The organism is Vibrio xiamenensis (assembly GCF_900100015.1).
Lineage (GTDB): Bacteria > Pseudomonadota > Gammaproteobacteria > Enterobacterales > Vibrionaceae > Vibrio > Vibrio xiamenensis.
Genome location: NZ_FNDD01000002.1, coordinates 184,536 through 203,557, shown reverse-complemented (window position 1 = coordinate 203,557; position 19,022 = coordinate 184,536). Strand labels below are relative to the sequence as shown.

The 19,022-nt window shown below is 48.7% G+C and carries 19 protein-coding genes; 6 read left to right on the top strand and 13 right to left on the bottom strand.

The window, feature by feature from the left end:
• Positions 1 to 117 precede the first annotated feature (117 nt).
• Entirely contained in the window at positions 118 to 978 is an 861-nt protein-coding gene (locus BLS03_RS02570; protein WP_093269230.1) for a shikimate 5-dehydrogenase, read from the top strand.
• A 123-nt stretch (positions 979 to 1,101) separates the two neighbouring features.
• Here the strand turns inward: BLS03_RS02570 and panF are convergent, their stop codons facing one another.
• Both panF and BLS03_RS02560 read right to left on the bottom strand, forming a co-directional pair.
• Entirely contained in the window at positions 1,102 to 2,556 is a 1,455-nt protein-coding gene (gene panF, locus BLS03_RS02565) for a sodium/pantothenate symporter (RefSeq protein ID WP_093269228.1), read from the bottom strand.
• Entirely contained in the window at positions 2,549 to 2,851 is a 303-nt protein-coding gene (locus BLS03_RS02560; protein WP_093269225.1) for a YhdT family protein, read from the bottom strand. Before BLS03_RS02560 ends, panF begins: the two co-directional genes overlap by 8 nt.
• Positions 2,852 to 3,152: 301 nt before the next feature.
• On the opposite strand from BLS03_RS02560, the gene BLS03_RS02555 reads away from it, so the two are divergent.
• The 4 genes from BLS03_RS02555 (at position 3,153) to BLS03_RS02540 (ending at position 6,554) form a co-directional block, all read left to right on the top strand.
• The gene (locus tag BLS03_RS02555) at positions 3,153 to 4,070 is read left to right on the top strand and encodes a LysR family transcriptional regulator (RefSeq protein WP_093269223.1); all 918 of its coding nucleotides are present in this window, start codon (positions 3,153 to 3,155) and stop codon (positions 4,068 to 4,070) included.
• A 103-nt stretch (positions 4,071 to 4,173) separates the two neighbouring features.
• Entirely contained in the window at positions 4,174 to 5,133 is a 960-nt protein-coding gene (locus BLS03_RS02550) for a glutathione S-transferase family protein (protein WP_093269220.1), read from the top strand.
• Positions 5,134 to 5,139: 6 nt separating this feature from the next.
• Positions 5,140 to 5,751 (top strand): alpha/beta hydrolase, encoded by a 612-nt coding sequence (locus BLS03_RS02545; protein ID WP_245696543.1) that lies wholly within the window; start codon positions 5,140 to 5,142, stop codon positions 5,749 to 5,751.
• Between the two features lie 239 nt (positions 5,752 to 5,990).
• On the top strand, positions 5,991 to 6,554 hold the full coding sequence (locus BLS03_RS02540) for an MSMEG_1061 family FMN-dependent PPOX-type flavoprotein (RefSeq protein WP_218121979.1): 564 nt from the start codon (positions 5,991 to 5,993) through the stop codon (positions 6,552 to 6,554).
• A gap of 78 nt (positions 6,555 to 6,632) precedes the next feature.
• Here the strand turns inward: BLS03_RS02540 and BLS03_RS02535 are convergent, their stop codons facing one another.
• Entirely contained in the window at positions 6,633 to 7,970 is a 1,338-nt protein-coding gene (locus tag BLS03_RS02535) for a cation:proton antiporter (RefSeq protein ID WP_093269214.1), read from the bottom strand.
• 327 nt (positions 7,971 to 8,297) lie between these two features.
• A complete protein-coding gene (locus BLS03_RS02530; protein ID WP_093269211.1) occupies positions 8,298 to 8,735 on the bottom strand; it encodes a DoxX family protein in 438 nt (145 codons plus the stop codon).
• A 404-nt stretch (positions 8,736 to 9,139) separates the two neighbouring features.
• On the opposite strand from BLS03_RS02530, the gene BLS03_RS02525 reads away from it, so the two are divergent.
• Complete coding sequence (locus BLS03_RS02525) at positions 9,140 to 10,264, top strand: GGDEF domain-containing protein (RefSeq protein WP_093269207.1); 1,125 nt, start codon at positions 9,140 to 9,142, stop codon at positions 10,262 to 10,264.
• A gap of 105 nt (positions 10,265 to 10,369) precedes the next feature.
• On the opposite strand, the gene BLS03_RS02520 is transcribed toward BLS03_RS02525, so the two are convergent.
• The 9 genes from BLS03_RS02520 to BLS03_RS02480 form a co-directional block, all read right to left on the bottom strand.
• Positions 10,370 to 11,380 carry a TIGR03842 family LLM class F420-dependent oxidoreductase gene (locus BLS03_RS02520; protein ID WP_093269204.1) on the bottom strand — a complete coding sequence of 337 codons (1,011 nt, stop codon included), beginning with the start codon at positions 11,378 to 11,380 and terminating at the stop codon, positions 10,370 to 10,372.
• 23 nt (positions 11,381 to 11,403) lie between these two features.
• The gene (gene npdG / locus BLS03_RS02515; RefSeq protein ID WP_093269201.1) at positions 11,404 to 12,084 is read right to left on the bottom strand and encodes an NADPH-dependent F420 reductase; all 681 of its coding nucleotides are present in this window, start codon (positions 12,082 to 12,084) and stop codon (positions 11,404 to 11,406) included.
• Positions 12,081 to 12,884 carry a coenzyme F420-0:L-glutamate ligase gene (cofE, locus tag BLS03_RS02510; protein WP_218121978.1) on the bottom strand — a complete coding sequence of 268 codons (804 nt, stop codon included), beginning with the start codon at positions 12,882 to 12,884 and terminating at the stop codon, positions 12,081 to 12,083. The genes npdG and cofE overlap by 4 nt, the downstream gene beginning before the upstream one ends.
• Entirely contained in the window at positions 12,877 to 13,563 is a 687-nt protein-coding gene (cofC, locus tag BLS03_RS02505) for a 2-phospho-L-lactate guanylyltransferase (RefSeq protein WP_093269198.1), read from the bottom strand. Before cofC ends, cofE begins: the two co-directional genes overlap by 8 nt.
• Entirely contained in the window at positions 13,560 to 14,534 is a 975-nt protein-coding gene (locus BLS03_RS02500) for a 2-phospho-L-lactate transferase CofD family protein (protein ID WP_093269196.1), read from the bottom strand. Before BLS03_RS02500 ends, cofC begins: the two co-directional genes overlap by 4 nt.
• Positions 14,531 to 15,790 (bottom strand): 5-amino-6-(D-ribitylamino)uracil--L-tyrosine 4-hydroxyphenyl transferase CofH, encoded by a 1,260-nt coding sequence (cofH, locus tag BLS03_RS02495; RefSeq protein WP_093269193.1) that lies wholly within the window; start codon positions 15,788 to 15,790, stop codon positions 14,531 to 14,533. The genes BLS03_RS02500 and cofH overlap by 4 nt, the downstream gene beginning before the upstream one ends.
• 32 nt (positions 15,791 to 15,822) lie before the next feature.
• A complete protein-coding gene (gene cofG / locus BLS03_RS02490) occupies positions 15,823 to 16,983 on the bottom strand; it encodes a 7,8-didemethyl-8-hydroxy-5-deazariboflavin synthase CofG (RefSeq protein WP_218121977.1) in 1,161 nt (386 codons plus the stop codon).
• A 423-nt stretch (positions 16,984 to 17,406) separates the two neighbouring features.
• Positions 17,407 to 18,081 carry a TetR/AcrR family transcriptional regulator gene (locus BLS03_RS02485; RefSeq protein ID WP_093269191.1) on the bottom strand — a complete coding sequence of 225 codons (675 nt, stop codon included), beginning with the start codon at positions 18,079 to 18,081 and terminating at the stop codon, positions 17,407 to 17,409.
• A gap of 15 nt (positions 18,082 to 18,096) precedes the next feature.
• Positions 18,097 to 19,008, bottom strand: a complete 912-nt coding sequence (locus tag BLS03_RS02480; protein ID WP_093269575.1) for a LysR family transcriptional regulator — start codon at positions 19,006 to 19,008, stop codon at positions 18,097 to 18,099.
• Positions 19,009 to 19,022: the final 14 nt, after the last annotated feature.

Below are 19,022 nucleotides of genomic sequence, written 5' to 3'. Positions count from 1 at the left end.
TCGCTAATCCACTGGAAAAAGAGGAATAAAAACGCCAAACAGTTTGGCGTTTTTTTTTGCGCTTAAATCGGCGATGCTAAGCACTCAGTTTGAACTTTGGCAAGAGAAGCATTAACGATGACAGAAACGAATACGGATAACATTGGGCAGCACGGCACCCAAGTGGTCATCAATAAAGACACCACAGTGTGTATGTCGCTTGCTGCGCGGCCAAGTAACTTTGGTACTCGGTTTCACAATCATCTCTATCAAGCACTAGGGCTCAACTATGTGTACAAAGCCTTTCAATGTGAAGATTTAGCCGGTGCCATTTCAGGCGTTCGTGCACTCGGTGTTCGCGGCTGCGCGATTTCCATGCCGTTTAAAGAGGCGGTGATTGATTTGGTTGATGAGTTGGCAGCGTCAGCCAAAGCGATTGATTCCGTAAACACTGTGGTCAACAGCGACGGTTATCTCACCGCTTACAACACCGACTACAGTGCGATTGCAGCGCTACTTAAACAATACCAAGTCTCACCGGAGTTGAGTTTTGCGCTTAAGGGGGCAGGAGGTATGGCAAAAGCGGTGGCTTGCGCGCTTCGCGATGCAGGTTTTCGTCGTGGTGTGATTGTGGCGCGTAATGAGCAAAAAGGCCGGGCTTTGGCAAAGTTGTGTGGTTTTGATTGGGTAGCCACGCTGCAAAGTGAAGACAGTGAACTTTTGATTAACGCCACACCGATTGGCATGCAAGGTGATAAGTTGGAGCACGAACTGGCGTTTAGCCATGCGCAAATTGCCGCGGCGAGCGTGGTGTTTGATGTGGTAGCGCTCCCCGAGCAAACGCCGCTGGTCAAATGTGCTCAGCAGCTAGAAAAACGTGTGATAAAAGGCAGCGAAGTGTTTGCATTGCAAGCGCTTGAGCAGTTTGAGTTATACACCGGCATTCGGCCAACTAAGGCCCAGTTTGAACAAGCGGCGGCCTATTCGCGCCAGCAGTGATGTGTACAGGCGAAACTAGCGTTGAGATTGAAAAGAAAAAAGCGCATTTGTAATGCGCTTTTTTGCTTATCAGCCCCGAATCAACATCTTGAGCGTTGGTAATGGTTTGTGATTTCGTTTGGCCTACTCGACGGCTGCTTGCAGCTTGGCGTTGGGCTTGGCAAGGCTTACCACAACAAAGCTAATTAGCCCGACCAGTAAGGTTGGCACAATAGCGTGGACGCCGCCCATATCGGGTTTGAAAATCATCAGCGAGATATAGCAAGTTAGCCCGCACACCATGGAGGTTAATGCCCCTGCCGCTGAGGCTTTTTGCCAATACAAGCCGAGCACTAATGGCCATAAAAATACCGCTTGTAAGCCGCCAAGCGCCATCAGATTGAGCCAAATGATCATGTCCGGTGGATTGGTGGCGGCGAAAAATACCAACAAGGCAAAGATAGCAGTGATCCACAGCGATAAGCGGTTAAGTTTGCTTTCTGCTTTGACTTCATTGACCACTTTCGGGTTGATGTAATTAATGTACAAATCTTTAAGCAGTGTCGCTGAGGCTTGAATCAGCAGTGAATCGATGGTCGACATAATTGCCGCCATTGGTCCAGCTAAGAAAATGCCAGCCACAACGGGTGACAAGACGGTGATCATTAAAGTCGGCATGATCTGATCTGGCGTTGCGATGTCCGGCACAATGGCACGTCCTAGCGCGCCCGCGGTGTGAGTACCAAACATCAAAATCGCAATCATAATGGTGCTGATCACCATGCCTTTATGCAGGGATGAACTGTCTTTGTAGGACATACAGCGCACCGCGGCGTGAGGTAGACCGATGACACCAAAACACACCAATACCCAAAAGCTGAGCATAAATGGTTGGCTAAGAAAATGGTTAGGTCCGTAAGGGGTGACCAGCGCTGGGTCGATGCTGTGTAGCTTGGTCACCAGTTCGGCCACGCCGCCGCCCGCATGAATAATGCCGTACAGTAGCAGCACCGTCCCGATCAGCATCATGATGCCTTGTATGGTGTCGGTGAGTACCACAGCGCGAAAACCGCCGATGGTGGTGTAAAGACCCACGGTACAAGCAAACATCAGCAAACTGTATTGATAAGGCAGGCCGGTCACGGTTTGTAGCAGACGCGCGCCGCCGACAAACTGTACCACCATGGTTCCGAAAAATGCCAACAGTAGCGAGAGCGATGCAAAGATCACCACTTTGCGGCTTTTAAATCGCGCGTACAAAATATCGTTAAGTGTTAGGGCGTTATGTTTACGCGCTTCAATCGCAAATTTTTTGCCTAATACGCCCAAAGTTAGCCAAGTGGCGGGCAGTTGAATCATTGCCAGCAATACCCAGCCAAGGCCCATTTTGTAGGCCGCGCCTGGGCCGCCGATAAAACTGCTCGCACTGGCGTAGGTTGCCGCCAGAGTCATGGCAAGTACAAAGCCGCCCATACTGCGATTGCCGACGAAATATTCGCTTAAAAACTTGCCGGGTTTATGATGGCGACGAGTAAAAAATGCCACCGCGAATACGCCAAGGACGTACAAGACTAACGGAATGAAAATTTGGCTATTCATGCGTGTCACCCTGGTTTTGTGTTTCAATCTTGTCGAAATCATCAAGCGGCATATCGCGATAGAGATATTTGACCATCAGTCCGCACAGCACAGTGAATAGAATAGGGCCGATGACGCATGAAAGAAGAAACCACAGTGGCATACCAAAATAGAGCGTTGGCATACGGGTATCTTCAATCGGCGCTGAGAATTGATAGGCACTGCAGTACCACCAGGTGAAATAACCTAGGGCGAGGGCAATCGCCCACAGCGCTTCTCGGTGCGCTTGGCGATAAAAATGGCTTGCTTGCTTCATTGGTGTCTCCCAAACTCCAAGCCCATTGTGAAATACAAGGCGTCAATACGCTGCACTTTACAATGGGATACAGAAAAGTCGCGTGATAATAGCAAAGAACTCACCAAGTTTGCGTCGAAATTTTTCACTCTAAGGTGCGATAGCGGGATTTTTATCTGTGCACAAGAGGGTGAGTTGGCTGGGCGGACTAGGGTGAATGGGAAGATAGATAATTCATTGATGTGAATAATGTTTGCTTGCAAGTAAATGACAAAAAAGTTTGTTATAACAGTCAGTATGATTCACCACTTGGAGTATCAGCGTGGAACGGCTAGATTGTGACCGCATGTTCATCGCGGTCAAAGAGCTGGGCAGTTTTACTAAAGCGGCCAAGCGAATGGGGACCAGCAGCGGTCAAGCGTCAAAAATGATCTCTCGACTGGAAAATGAGCTCGGTGTGCAACTGTTTAAACGCAGCACGCGTGCGGTTACGCCAACGCAAGTGGGCGAGAGTTACTATCAGCGCATCAAAGCCATTATTGACGAACTGGACGCGCTGAATGATTCGATTCGCACTGCGTCTAATCAGCCCTCCGGGCGGTTGAGAATTTCTGCGCCCGTCAGTTTTGGGCGAGACCATTTGATGCCCCAACTGCTGGCTTTTGCTGAGCGCTACCCGTTGATCTCTTTGGATGTCAGTTTTGCTGACAGGCCAGTAAGTATTGTTGACGAAGGGTTTGATTTGGCGTTTCGCATCGGCGCACTGCGAGATAGCAGCTTGGTCGCCAGAAAACTGTGCGATGTACGCGTGGTGACGGTGGCGAGTGAAAAATACCTTAGCGCCGCGCCTTCATTGAAGCATTGGCGTGAACTCAGTACTCAGCAGTGCATCATCGATACCAACTTCGTCAACCCGTACCAATGGCCGTATTTGACTAAGGCGCGCGGCAAAAGTATCACCGATGTCAGCGTTGACGGGCGGTTAAAATTCTCCAATGCGGAGGCATGCCTGCAAGCGGCGGTTGAAGGGCTTGGCGTGGCGCGATTACCGACTTTTGTTGCTGGAAAGGCCCTGCAAAACAGCCATCTCCACACCGTACTGGATCAGTTCGAAACCCCACCACTTGGTTTGTTTGCTCTTTATCCTCCCTCTAAGCATTTGCCGCAAACCGCGCGTGCAGTCATCGATTTTCTGGTCAGCGCTTTTGCCGGTGAACCGCGTTGGGATCAAGGTTGGTGATTACTTCCATTATGGAAGTAAATATCCTCAAAATTTGGGGATAATATTCAATGCGGAAGTGAGCTAAAGTAATTCCATCGACACAAACACTGCGGAGAGAGCCATGTTAGTCAATGGGGTATGGACCAAAGATTGGGACCCGGTACAAGCGACCGATGAAAAAGGCGGATTTGTTCGTCAAACTTCGTCATTTCGAAATTGGATCACGCCGACTGGCGAAGCTGGGCCAACCGGCGTTGGCGGTTTTAAAGCCGAAGCCGATCGCTATCATTTGTATGTGGCTCTGATTTGTCCTTGGGCATCACGGACTTTGATTGCACGTAAACTCAAAGGTTTAGAGCATCTTATCTCGGTATCTGTGGTGGAACCGGCACTGCTTGGCGAAGGTTGGCATTTTGGTGACTATCCGGGCTCAACGTCAGATCCCATTAATCATGCGACTTGGATGCACCAAATTTACACTCAAGTTGATCCGCACTTTACTGGGCGCGCAACCGTACCTGTGCTTTGGGATAAAAAGACCCAAACCATAGTTAACAATGAATCCGCCGATATCGTGCGCATGTTCAACGTTGGTTTTGGCGACTTGGCCAGCTCAGATTATGATTTGTATCCGCAAGCGCTGGCGTCAGAGCTTGAACCGCTTACCGAGCACATCTACACCAAGCTTAACAATGGCGTATATCGCGCCGGTTTTGCGACGACCCAAGTAAGCTATGAAGAAGCTTACGATGATGTGTTTAGTACGCTCAATGAACTAGAACAGCGCCTAAACGATGGTCGACCTTATTTAATGGGTAACCAGTTGACTGAAGCGGATATCCGTTTGTTCGTTACTCTGGTGCGTTTTGATGTGGCGTATCACGGCATCTTCAAATGTAATCTGCGTCAGATTCGTGATTATACCTATCTCGATGCCTTTTTGAGTCGTATGCTGGCGGTGCCTGGAATCAAAGAGACCGTCAATATTGACCACATTAAACAAGGTTATTACTCAATTAAAGCGCTTAACCCGAACGGTATTGTTCCGGTTGGCCCTGATATGTCCCGTTACGGACTTTAAGGAACAATGATGGCAAAACAAGTGGTGATTTTTTTACACGGTGTAGGTAGCCAAGGCAGTCATTTTTCACCGGTGATTGAGTATTGGCAGCAACGTTTGCCCGAAGTAACGTTTGTTGCCCCCAATGCGCCGTTTGGCTTTGCTGGTGGTCAAGGATATCAATGGTTTAGTTTAGATGGCATCAGTGAAGCCAATCGTCCAGAGCGAGTTAAAAACGCGCGCGAGTCTTTGGATGCGACTTTGAGTCGAGTGCTGGCTGAGCATCAGGCATCGTTTGAACACGACCAAGTGGTGCTGGTTGGTTTTTCTCAAGGCTCAATCATGGCGCTTGATGTGGTGGCAAGTGGTCGATTGCCAGTCTCTGGCGTAGTCGCGTATTCGGGCCGTTTGGCGTCACCTGAGCCATATGCGCCAAAAGCTGATCTGCCGATTTTACTGGTGCATGGTAAAAGTGACCCTGTGATTGCTTGGCAAGAGAGTGAGCGAGCCGAAAGCGTATTAAGCGCGCTTGGTGTCAATGTGCAAAGCTCTTTTGAGCAGTCCACCGTGCACACCGTTTCCCAGCAAGGGGCGGATACGGCGGCCGAGTTTATCGCTAAGCTGTTTCAAGCGGCTTAGCCCTAGCAGTTTTGAATCAATAAAAAAGGCGTGGTTGCGCCTTTTTTATTTCGTTGATTAAAGTCATGCTCTTATTCGGCGTGGGTGGCTTTTATTCGCGAGCAAATGGCCAACGTGATTCATTCGGTGACGCGTGAGTAAAGGTGCTTTCGAGGTCAAAGATTGTGATTTTTGATAATCCAGTTATGATGATCGAAATAATTAAGAATCATTATCAATATAATTTACAAGGATTTAAGGTGAGCACTTTTCAATCAGAAGCCGATTTGGCGCAAGTTTACCCACAGCCGCACCCACTGGCAAAAAGTAAAGCCATCGGCGTTATTGACCCTCACAGCGAAACCTTCATTGCTCACAGTCCACTGGTGTTGGTATCGAGCGTTGATGAATTTGGCTTTCCAGATATTTCACCTCGTGGCGGCGATAAAGGGTTTGTAAAAGTGCTTGATTCCCATACCTTAGCCTTTGCCGATAGCGCAGGAAATAATCGTCTTGATACCTATAAAAATTTGGTGAAACAGCAGCAAGTTGGGCTGATGTTTATGGTGCCAGGGGTCGATGAAATTTTGCGGGTCAAAGGCGAAGCCACGTTATCACGTGAACCTGAGCTGCTTGAGGCATTTGCCGTGAAAGAAAAACCGGCCAAATTAGTGATGGTGGTGAAGGTGAAAGAGCTGTTTTTCCACTGTGCTAAAGCCTTGATGCTCGCTAAACCTTGGCAGCAAGAAACCTACACTCAGCGAGAGTTCCTACCTTCATTACTGCAGATTATTAAGGATCAGCAAGCGGCAGTAGGCAAGTGATCCGCTTTGCTCAGTCGCTAGAATAGAATTAGAAAAGACGCCAAATGGCGTCTTTTTTATCGAGTAAAGTGCGCCAGCTTATTGCGCTTTACTGTTTTGCTCTTGCCAAGCTTTGGCGCGGTTTTCCGATTTTGGTTCGCGCGCTTGTTCCCAAGCTTTGGCTTTTTGAATCATCGGTGTGATAGTCGACGCTTGAACCAGAATCGAGAACACCACCACAGCATAAGTCATCACTACAATGATTTCGCGAATGTCGACATGTTGGGCATAATCCGAGCTCACACCGACCGGAATCGCCATTGCCATAGCGAGAGCAAGACCGCCGCGCAGCCCGCCCCAAGTCAGAATTTTCACTGATTCTGGGTTATAGCTACGAAAGCGATTAAAGCCGATATAACATGCTTTGACACTGATGTAACGGCTGAGAAGTACCAAAGGTATCGCAATCAAGGCCGCCACCAAATCGATGTAGTGGAAGGTGAACGTCAACATGATAAGGCCGATCAGTAGGAACAGCACCGCATTGAGAATTTCATCAATCAATTCCCACAAATGGCTTAACTGATGCGATTCCACGTCGCTCAGACCTGGTTTGGTGAAGTTACCGATCATGATGCCAGAAACCACCATTGCCAGTGGCGCAGACACATCTAAGTGCTCACCAATCACGTAACCGGCGGTTGGGATTAGAATTGTCAGGATCATACGCATCATGCTGTCGTGCGTTTTCTTAATCAAGTAATGGAATACAAAACCAAGTACTGCACCAAACACAATCCCGCCGATCGCTTCATGGATAAATAGGCTAGCAACGCCGCCAAAGGTCGGCGCTGAGTGACCAAATGCAATGGTAAAGATGGTGGAAAATACTACCAAACCAAGGCCGTCGTTGAACAGCGACTCACCTTCAATTTGGGTTGATATGCGCTGCGGAGCGTTGAGTTTTTTGACGATCGCCAGCACCGCAATCGGGTCGGTCGGCGATATCAAGGCGCCAAATAAGCAGCAGTAGATGAAGTCAATCTGCAAACCAACCAGTGAGAAGATGTACCACAACGTGCCACCGATAAAGAAGGTTGAAATCAGCGTTGCACAAAAAGCGAGGCAAGGAATTTCAAATTTTTGGTCGCGTAAGTGGCTTAAATCGATATTCAGCGCACCGCCAAACAGTAAAAAGCCCAGCACCCCTTTGAGTAGAAAGTCGTCGAATTGAATGCTTTGCAGCATATCGATAAGTTTTTGCTCTTTTTCTAAAGGCACCAGACCGGTGTAGTTGAGAAACAGCAGGGTGGCTGAGATAGCAAGCGACCATCCAGTGATGGCAATTGTGGTTTGAAATTTACCAAAGTAATGATTTATCAATGAGATAAAAACGGCCAAGGCAGTGATTAAACACAGCGCGTCATAGGCTGACATAAAGTTTTCCCCAATAAAAATCCGCGTAACGACGTGGAATCACTCTGATGAGCATCCATAAGAATGAAGGTTGATGGAATGAACAAAAAAACTGTAACAATATGTTGCCTGAGTTTCGTCAAGTTAGCTATGGATAATTGTGGCTCATGGCAGAGATATCAGCAAGATAGAAGGAAAAAACACCACAAACCATCAATATAATCGGCGTGATGTATAGTGGGCAGAAATAATTAGGGGCAATTATAGAGAAGGCGAGCTTTAAGCTCGCCTTCTCTGTTTTAAGGTCTGGGTGCCATACATCTTAAGTGTATGCATTCACCTTAAGCATCAAATGGATGATGAACGTTTGGTACCTTCAAGGGCATATTTACCTGGGCCTAAAAGCAAAATCGCAATCGCAGAGAACAGATAAACGCCAATATCTTCTGCTGCCCACGCGCCGAGTTTATTTAGTGTGAACAAGTCGCCGCCGTGCATCAGCCAAAATACAAAGCCACAAGTACCAATGACGAAAATCGCCGCTACACGCGTAAACAGGCCAAGAATCAATAGAATCGGCGCCACAACTTCACCAAGATAAACGCCGTAAGCCACAAATCCTGGCACGCCGTGCTGTTCGAGCAAGCCTTGAATGAAAGCTGTGCCGCCAAAGACTTTGTGAATTCCGTGGAGTAAGAACATCGCTGCGAAACTGACGCGTAAAACCAGTTTGCCTAGGTCTGGGTTATCAAATGTGGTGTCGATAAAATTCAAGAGAGCTTTCATGGGGTGACCTTATTATGTTGGTATTTAGATAATGATTTGATATCTAAATGTGATGTTTTATTGATAATGATAATAAAACGGTTTCGCAATTGTTTGAGTTGATTAAAATCAAGCATAAGTTGTAAATATGATGAATGAGATTAATCGTCTATATTCACCACTCATATTTAATCTGTTTTATATACCCAAGGCGGCGGTAAAAGAGTGAAAAATTAATCTTTATATCGCCAGCGTCGCCTCGATTTGGTTTGGCATCCAACACGTTAGTTGAGCTAGGAACGACACCATTTAGTGAATTGTTTTGACCGATATGATCAGACACTTAGGTTGCTGGCACAATAAAATTCAAGGTTAAAGCAACGAGCAGCTATCTTTTAAACAAGAGGTTATTTTTGGATAGGTACATGCAAGCTCATACTGCTTTAGCCATCGCGTCGGTTATGGTGAGCATTTTTGGACTGGTTGCGATTCAATTAATTCGTGAACCCAAAGATAAACGCAAAGCCAAACCCCATTTCAGTGGATTTTTTCTGACTGGTATTATCAGCGCTTTGATGGTGGGTAATTTAGGTGAACAAGCGAGTAAATTATATGAAATTGAATTAATAGCAGTCACTGCCATACATCAATTGTTATTTGTAATTGGTCTGGCAATTCGCTTTTCAAAACTCAATGTGGAGCGGGTGTGTTATTTTATCGCCGTTTGCTATGGCTTATTGTATTGGCTCGGCCAGTCGACGTTAATTTTAACCATTTGCTTTTCAATCTTAATTTCCCTTATCAACATCACCTTGTTAGTTACGCGTCAGCCCAAACCCAACTTCGCTGATGTGTGTTTGGCCATCACCATATTATTGATCCTGTTTTTAAACCTTTTCGGTATGGCGGTCATTCCTAAAGATAAATTGTCTTTCTTAGATATTACCGTTGACGACATTATTTTCCACTTGGTGTTTGCTCCAGCGTTTATTTGCGGGCAAAGCATCTTTTTGCTCGCCAGTTATATGATCGATAACAACCAAGATTTGATGCAAATCGCGCAGAAAGACAGCTTGACCAATATGCTCAATCGACGCGCCTTTTTTGAGCGCATGAAGGACTATTTTGCTCACTTAAAAGACTCTCATGGCTGCGGCAGCATCATCATTGCTGATATTGATTACTTCAAGAAGGTGAACGATACCTACGGTCATGATGCCGGGGATCAAGGGCTACTGCATTTCGAGTCGATCATTCGTGAGTCGATTCGTGATACCGATATTGCGGCGCGTTATGGCGGCGAAGAGTTTGTTGTGTTCTTGCCGGGTGCGGATTTAGACACCGCGATGCAAGTGGCTGAGCGAATGCGCAGTCGCTGTGAAAACAGCTGGTTTGATTATAAAGGTAAAAAAGTGTCTTTTACATCAAGTTTTGGTGTGACGGAATGTTTGTTTTCTGCGTTGCCCGATGCTTCTGTGGCGATGGCTGATAAAGCCTTGTACGAAGCCAAAAAAATGGGGCGTAATCAGGTGCGCTATCGCCAGTTATAAAGTAAAAAATCCGGCTTAGCTAAGAGAGAATACTAAGCCGGATTGAAATTAACCACAGGTGTCGGATTGGAGTGTGGTCAATATAAGGGTGAAGAGGGCGCGCGATTATTTCGCCGTTTTGAACTCGGGGATAATGTGTTGACCATATTGGGCGATAATGTTTTCTTCATCGCCGTTGTCTAAATAAATGTTGTATTGAGTCACGCCCGCTTCCTTGAGCTGCTTAATCTTCGCAATATGCTGATCAACACTGCCTAGTACTGAAAAGCTCTCGATGATCTCATCGCTGATAAAATCTAAATAGGGGTTATCACTTTGGCCGTGTTTGGAATAGTCATAGCCTTTGCGCTGCTCAATATAATCGGTCAAGCTCTTTGGCACTAAGCCAGAATCCGTGCCGTACTTCTCAACAATGTCGGCGACATGATTGCCCACCATCGCAGGAAACCAGCGGGTTTTTTGTAAGCACTCGGCTTTATCGCCAAAATAGGCCGGCGCCGCGGCTTGGATTTTAAATTGGCTCATGTCACGCCCAGCCGCTTTACCCGCAGTGATGGCTTGATCAGCAAACCATTTGACCAGCTGTGGCTCACCAATTTGCAAAATTAGGCCATCGCCGTGTTCACCTGCGGTCGCGAGTGCTTTTGGCCCGTAGGCGGCAATCCATACGGGAAGGTCATAACCGTTTGCCCACGGAAATTGGACTGGATTTTCGCACTCGCCGTAAGTGACTTCTTCACCGCTGACCATAGCTTTGACCTTGTGAGTGAACTCGGCAACGCGTGATAGCGGCGCAGGCTTTTTGCCCATCACGCGCATCGACGAATCACCGCGGCCAAGCCCGATATCAAAACGTCCTTCACTTTGCAGCGCAAGGCTGGCGTATAGGCTTGCTGCAAGTGACCAATCGCGAATATTGGGGTTGGTGACGCACGGGCCAAAGCGCATGGTTTTGGTGTGCTCCATACACATCGCCATGGCGACAAACGACTCGCGCCATAAAATATGTGAATCGTAGAACCAGCAATAATCAAAGCCAGCTTCTTCTGCTTGGCGCACCAAATTGCGCGCGCGGTTGGGGCTAACAAAGCCTTTAAACGTGATTCCAAATTCCATTTGTTTGATCCTTTCGCAGTTGATTAGTGTGAGGGTGGAGCGATTCGAATGCCCGCATGACTAAAGGGCACCTCTTTGGAGATGTTGAGTCGAATCAAAATCGGTGTGATGGCTTCGATGCAACGCGCGCTTTCTGCCAATCCGGCGTTGTAGGTGCTGACATCAAGTTGACTGATAAGCGCCATGACTTTTTTCTTTGCCTCGAGTTGATTGCCACACACCAAAATATCGCAGTTAATGGCGCGGGTGAGGTCGTTAAGCGTCACCGCCGAGACGTTATGCAAAGCGCCAACCACCGGAATATCATCGCCAAGCAGCGCTTGCGCTTCTTCGGTAGCAGACCCTTCGGCTGGCATTTGCACCGCTTTGGGATTGCCGGGTGCCAGCGGCACAACGATGTCAATCAACACTTTGCCTGTCAGTTGCGGTTTGAGATCGCTAAGCGTTGCGCGATGGGCACTGTATGGAACAGAAAGTATCACCAGTTCACCAGCAAGTTCGGTTGCGCTTTGGTTATCGCTGCCAGTAATCGGTGGGCAGTGTGGACCTAAAAGCTGGTTAAGTTCAGTTGCAGTCTGCGCGGCTTTTTGCCCGTCGCGTGAGCCGAGCACGACCGGAATGCCAGCCATCGCAAAGCGCAGCGCCAGCCCTTTGCCTTGTGGGCCTGTGCCGCCAATAATGGCTATTTGGGTTGAGTTGGTCATCGAAACAGATCCTCTTGTTTGGGACGAATAAGTTGAGAAATGTGGCTGTGTTGGCGAGTCCAGCTAAGGCCGCGAAACACCATCACGGGGCATTTGGCTTCCTTATCCATCAATAGCCCTGAGGCTGCGGCAAGTTCGTCGGCAAACGCCGGGGCGGTGACTTTGAGTGGTCTTCCCCACGCATCTTGTTCGCCAAACAGCGATTTGATCGCCGGTACGTTGGCAACACCAATAGCAACATTGGTTTGGCCCATTCGCCACGGGCGACCAAAGGTGTCGCTGATCACCATGCCAAGTTCTACTTGGTAGTGGGTTTCAAGCGCTGAGCACAATCGCTGAGCGCTCTGGTCTGGGTCGTCGGGTAGGGTGATGAGTTGCCCGGGCTTGTCGGCATTTGACTCATCCACCGCGGCGTTGGCGCAAATAAACCCCAATTTGTGTTCGGCGATGATGATGCCTTCATCTTGATTGGGGCGTTTAATGTGGCGCACAATGCGCCGCGACTGGCGCAAAATGACTTCGACTTTGCGCGGGTCTTTGTTGACCGCTTGTGCAAGTTTGATGGCTTCGCTGCTGGGTTCAATTTCTTCAAGCTGATAAACCGCGCCTTCACATTTAGATACTGCTTTATGGGCGATAACCAAAATGTCGAAGGCTTGTAAGGACTCGCCTTGAGCATCAAGCGCGGCAATGATTTCGGCGCTCAAATCCATGCCGGGCGTGAAATCCGGCAAATTTTCAATTGCAAACATACTCATCAAACGCGGACGAAGTTGGGTAACAGGCTTCAGGTTATTCATGACACATCTCCTTGGTATTCAACGCTTGTGAGCTAAGAGGCATTGACCAGCGGGCCAAGTCGCTGCTGACATCAATGTCCAGACTGAGCTTTTCCAAATCAAGCTGTGCAACACGATGTGATTGCTGTTCGGCCAGCTTGGCGTGAGTGAGCGCCGAACGCGCGCCAAAACAAGGGTGAATGGCATCGGGCGGCGTGGTCATTAATGCGTTGGTACCTAAGTCTTTGGCACGGGCGATCACCACGTCATGGCCGCAAAATCCAGCTTCGATCACCGCATCGAGTTCGCGCTTATCCAATTCGCCAATATCGGCGGGCATGATCAGCTGATGGTCAAAGCCGCGCGCAAGGCTCCATTGGGTTGCACGCTTTAATGCAGCGTTAAGACCAAGGGCACCTTGCGGCTCGCGCAGCACCTTAGCGCCAAACTTACGAGCAAAGCTGGCAATATGCTCATCGTCGGTGACGACCAGTAACTCATACTGCGAATAGTGCTCGGTGACAAAACGTAAGGTGTTGGTGTAAAGCGTCAGCGCTAGCGTTTCGCGCTGCGATACGCTCAGCACATGCTTAAGCCGCTGCTTTGCGCGCTGCACGCCTTTCATCGGTATCACGATATTGAGCGCATATTTTTTCGAGCTAACTGACTGGGCGTTGGTGAAGGTAAGTTGTTCGCTCATGCGCACGCCCTCGCAGAGAGGTGAATGCCAAGTTGTTGGCTCGCCATGGTGATTATGGTGCGCATTTTGTGCTCTCGGTCGCTGGGTTCGTTCATCACAATCGCCGTTTGCAGGGTTTGAATGCCGAGCTTTTCGATCGCGGGCGCTAAGTGCGCATCGCTTTCGTCAATCACCAAAAGGTCAATTAAGCCCTGATAGAATTGGGCAATGCCAAGGCAATCGGGGCGCATATCCAGCTCTTGCATCAGTTTGGCTGCAGGGCCTTTCATCGCTTGACCCGCGATCAGCGGCGAAATGGCAATCACCGGCGCGCGGCTTTGCTCGATGGCGCTGCGAATGCCCGGAATGGCTAAAATGGCACCAATACTGAGTAGTGGGTTACTTGGCGCAATGACAATCAACTGAGCATTGTCAATGGCTGCCAGCGCTTCTGGCGTGGCTGTGGCTAAATGGGCGTTGTGATAACACACTTGACGAACTTTAGGGGCGCAGCGCTCACCAACAAAGTAGTCCTGAAAATCCAGCCAGCCGGATTCAGTGTCGAGTTTAGTGGCAACGGTGTGATCCGTCGGTAGCCAAATCGGCACATCGACCTGATAGCCACGGGCAATCGCTCTGGCGATCTCAGTGGGTCTTACCCCTGCCTGGCGCTGCACGGTGCGATAAATATGGGTGGCAAAGTCAAGGTCGCCAAGTTGCATCCAGGTGTCACAGCCTAAAGTTTGTAGCTGACTTAACACCCGTTTACTGTCGCCTTTTAACCCCCAACCTTGGTCACGGTCGATGGCGTTAGCTAGGGTATAGGTCAAGGTATCAATATCGGGGGAGACCCATAAACCATGAAAGCTCTGGTCATCGCCAATGTTACCAATGATATTGAGCCCGTTTCGATATGGTCCAAGTGTCAGCCCTTCGGCGGCTTTAGCGCCGCCGACACCGCCAGCGAGTAGGGTGATGTTTAGCTCGCTCATAGGCTGGCTCCGAAGCGGGCTATTTCTAGTGCTGGGAGTACAGCGTTTGTCGAGAGCTCTCTTTCGGTGTGCTGATAATCATGCACGACTTGGTAGCGAGTGTTACGTTGATACGCACTAAGCCCCGCTTGATGGATGAGCTCAATCATATCTTGCGGCTCAACTTCTTGGCCATTCTCACCGCCAGCGGCGCGCGAAATGCTTTCATTCATCAAGGTACCGCCAAGGTCATTGGCGCCGCAGCGTAACATTTGCGAGGCGACGTCGTGGCCCATTTTCACCCACGATGCCTGAATATTGTTGATTTCACCTTGCAGCATAATTCGCGCGATAGCGTGCATTTTAAAATGCTCTTCACGGGTTGGCCCGGGGCGAACTTGGCTTGGGTTTTCGTTATAAAGTTTTGTTTTATAGTGAATAAAGCCAAGTGGCACAAATTCAGTAAAGCCGCCGGTTTCTCGTTGAATCTCACGCAGCAGGTTAAGGTGAACGGCCCAATGTTTGGGTGAATCGATATGGCCGTACATGATGGTGGCGGTGGTTTTGATTCCTACCTGATGAGCGGTTTTAATGATCTCTACCCACTCTTCAGTTGAGAGTTTGTTGTGCGTCAGTTGCTTGCGTACTTCAACGTCAAGAATTTCCGCTGCAGTGCCGGGCATGGTATCGAGGCCACACTGTTTTAAGTCAGTGAGAAACTCGCGGTAAGTGACTTTGGCTTTGCGCGCGCCATACCAAACTTCAAACGGAGAGAAAGCGTGAATATGCATGTCGGGCAGCACCGCTTTGATGCCAAGTAAAATGTTGCGATAAAAATCGGCGCGCATCTGTGGGTGCAAGCCACCTTGAATGCAGACTTCAGTTGCGCCGCGCTGGGCAGCTTCGATGGCGCGATTGACCACTTCCTGAACCGAGAGAAATTCGGCCTCGGCGTCTTTTATCGACTTGGAAAAATTACAGAATTTACACGCCATATAACAGACGTTGGTAAAGTTGATGTTGCGCGTGATGATAAAGCTGGCTTTGTCTCCGCAATGGCGCTGACGCAGCAGATCTGCCGTGGTCAATACTGCTTGATAATCGACGCCTTGGGTGTAAAAAAGCTGCTCAGCTTGCGCAGCCGAAATGGCCTCGCCTTGCAAAGCTTGACGCAAAATCGCTGCGATGTTGGTCGATAGACGAGACCAGTGAATGACGTCATTGGGCTCTGAGGCTTTGGGCCGTCGATGTTCGGTTTCGAGTTGGGTTGAAAACATAAGTCCTCCTTAACTTAGGTTTGAAATACCACTTAGCGGCAAGATGCCAATTCGCTGTGACCGCCTATATGGCACTGCTCGGCGGCGAGTCCATTTCGCGTCATTGGCCTTAGGCGCGCGGCGATAGATGGCGCAAGATACCGAGCTTCATTGCGCAAGTAAGCCGGGTAGACGGTCAGGCGTTCTTTGAGGGTAAATCCGGCGTTTTCACAGCCTTGGGCCAAGGTCGAGATTTGCGGCCATGCGCGTTCGGGATTGATAAAATCGCGAGTCAGCGGTGAGATGCCACCCCAATCGTTGATGCCTGCATCGAGGTAGTTTTGGTGTGCTTGCTCAAGATTGGGCGGCGCTTGCAAACTGATGCTCGGGTCAAGAATGAGCCTTGCTGCAACCAGAGTCAGCATCATGTCTTCAAGGCTTGGCTCTGATGAATTCGCCATTGCGGTGCCGGATTTGGCACGGAAATTTTGAATGATCACTTCTTGAATGTGGCCGTATTGCAGGTGCAATTCATTAATCGCAAACAAGCTATCAATGCGACTTTGCCAACTTTCACCGATGCCAATCAATAGCCCGGTAGTAAAGGGAATATTGAGCTGTCCAGCGGCTTTGAGCGTTGCCAGCCGGCGTTTGGGTGTTTTGTCTGGGCAGCCGTGATGGGCTTCGCCGCGCTGCATTAGCTTGTCGGTCAGGCTTTCCAGCATCATGCCCATGGAACCTGCGACCGGGCGCAGCGCTTTTAACTCGTCGTAGCTTAGCGCTCCGGCGTTGATGTGCGGTACTAACAAACTGTTATCAAGCACCAGTTGCGCCATATCGTGCAAGTAATCCAAAGTGCTGTGATAGCCTTGCGCTTTCAATTGTTCACGCGCTAACACATAACGCTTTTCCGGACGTTCACCCAAGCTGAACAGGGCCTCTTTACATCCCATTTGTTGGCCTTGCAGTGCAGTCGTTAGTACCTCTTGAGGCGTCATTAGATGCGCCTGTCCAGATTGCGGCGTTTTTACAAACGTACAGTAGCGGCAGCTATCACGGCACATATTGGTCAAGGGAATGAACACTTTGCGCGAATAGGTGATGGTGTCACCCCAATGCTCATTGCGCACGCTTCGCGCTTTTTCATACAGCTCGGCGTGCTGGTGGGGTGTCATCGGCAATTGGTAAGCCTGTTGGCGAGTTAGCATAGTCATGATCTCAATCCTTTGAGCAACACTGCAAATCCGTATGCAGTAATGGCGTAAGCAACAACGGCTTTCGCTGGCAAATACGCCAATGACGAAAGTTTTACCATTTGGTATAAATTATTGTTAGCACGGTTTTTACCAAATGGTAAAGTCAAAATTTGATGTTTATTTTGGTGCTTAAATGCGCCAATTTGGTGCTATTTGCGGCTAAAAAGACATTTCTGACGAAGTTTTTTTGATTGTGTTGACGGTCGGAAAATACGCGCAACGGCTGATAGTGCATATGGTTGCAAGTATTTTGAGTGGCGAAAAAATCGCCGACGTCGCTGCGCCGCGGATCATGACCATGGTCACACAGTACGTCGTAGGGCAGCGCAGAGAAAAGGCTAAAAATAATGATCCCTGCGCTACTTTGGTGAGATTTATAAATTACGCCGTTTCGGGCGCAACAATGCCGCGCAGAATCATCTGAGTCAAAAACTCTGTGGCTGCATCAAAGTCCTGTTCATCAAGTTGGCTTTTGTTCATCACCAGCTGAATTTGCGCTGAGAAATCGGCGTAGGTTTGGGTGGCTGACCAGATAGCAAAGAACAGGTGTTCGGGTTCAAATGCGCGCAAGTAACCGTTATCAATCCATTGGCGTACTAAGGCGACATCGCGTTCAAACAGCGGTTTGAGGTTTTTTTGTAAGTAGGATTTTATCATCGGTGCGCCTGAAATTATCTCTTGGGCAAACACTTTTGAGGCGTCGGGATAGTCGCGAGACAGTCTAAGCTTGCCTTGAATGTAATTGGCGATCACCGTTTGAGGGGATTGAGCATCGTCTTCGCAAAACGACATACTTTCGAGCCACAAATTGACGATATGTTGCAATACCGTGCGGTATAAGGTCTCTTTGGATGAAAAATAGTAAATCACGTTCTGCTTTGAAATGCCGATGTGATTGGCGATGCGATCCATTGAGGCGCCGCGAAAACCGTATTCGGCAAAAACCTGTTCAGCGCCGCGTAAAATACGCTGCTCCATGGCGATTCGAGAAGCAGAAGGGGCGGCCGTTTTTGATTGGCGTGAGCCTTGCTGATGAGAAACTGTAGGGCGAGCCATAGGTAAATCCAACGTCTAAATAATTTTTGTTTGTTCTAAGGCACTGAGGAATTGCTGCACTAACCGCGGCGGCTTAGGTGATTTGCGATGAATCGCAGTAAATTCACAATGATAGGCAAACTTTGGATTGTTTATTTTAGCTAACATTCCTTCGTCTACCAACGATTGAGCAAAATGATCCGGTAGAAATCCGACATACTGTCCAGAGCCAATCAAAGTGGCGATGCCTTCTTGGTCGGTGGCCTCGGCGCGCTTTTGCAATCCTAAGTGGCGACCAGTTTCCATATTGGGACTGCTAAAACTTAGCCCGGCGTAGGGCTCTGACAATATCGCCTGTTCATCAATCACGTGAGTTTGAGAAAAAAACGCATGGCCTTTGCCGCAGTAGAGGTGCATCTGCTCTCCAAACAGCGGCATGTAGTGCAAGCTGGCCGAGCGGCGATGGGGCGGAATCACACCCACATGGTAGGCACCTTCTAATACGCCACGCTCGATTTCATTAACTGGCAAGACGTGGATTTCGATCAGCACATCCGGTGCTTGCTCAACATATTGGGCGATGGCTTGATTAACTCGACACTCAGGATTAGTGATGGTTTTATCAAACATCGCAATCACCAAGCGGCCTTTGAGTGTTTGATGTAAATCGTTGACTTGATGTCGAAAATCTTCGAGTGATTTGACTAAATGTTTGGCGGCGTTGTAGATATTTTCGCCTTCACTGGTTAATGAAAAACCGGCTCGGCCGCGATGACACAGCACCAAACCTAGGCGCATTTCAAGGTCTTTCAAATGCCGACTGATGGTCGAACGACCAATGTTGAGTTCCATCTCTGCCGCGCTTAAACCGCCGCATTCGACCACTGCCATAAACACCCGCAGCAAGCGAATATCGGCATCGGTTAACTGTCCTAGTAACGCTTTCATTGTTTCATAAACAT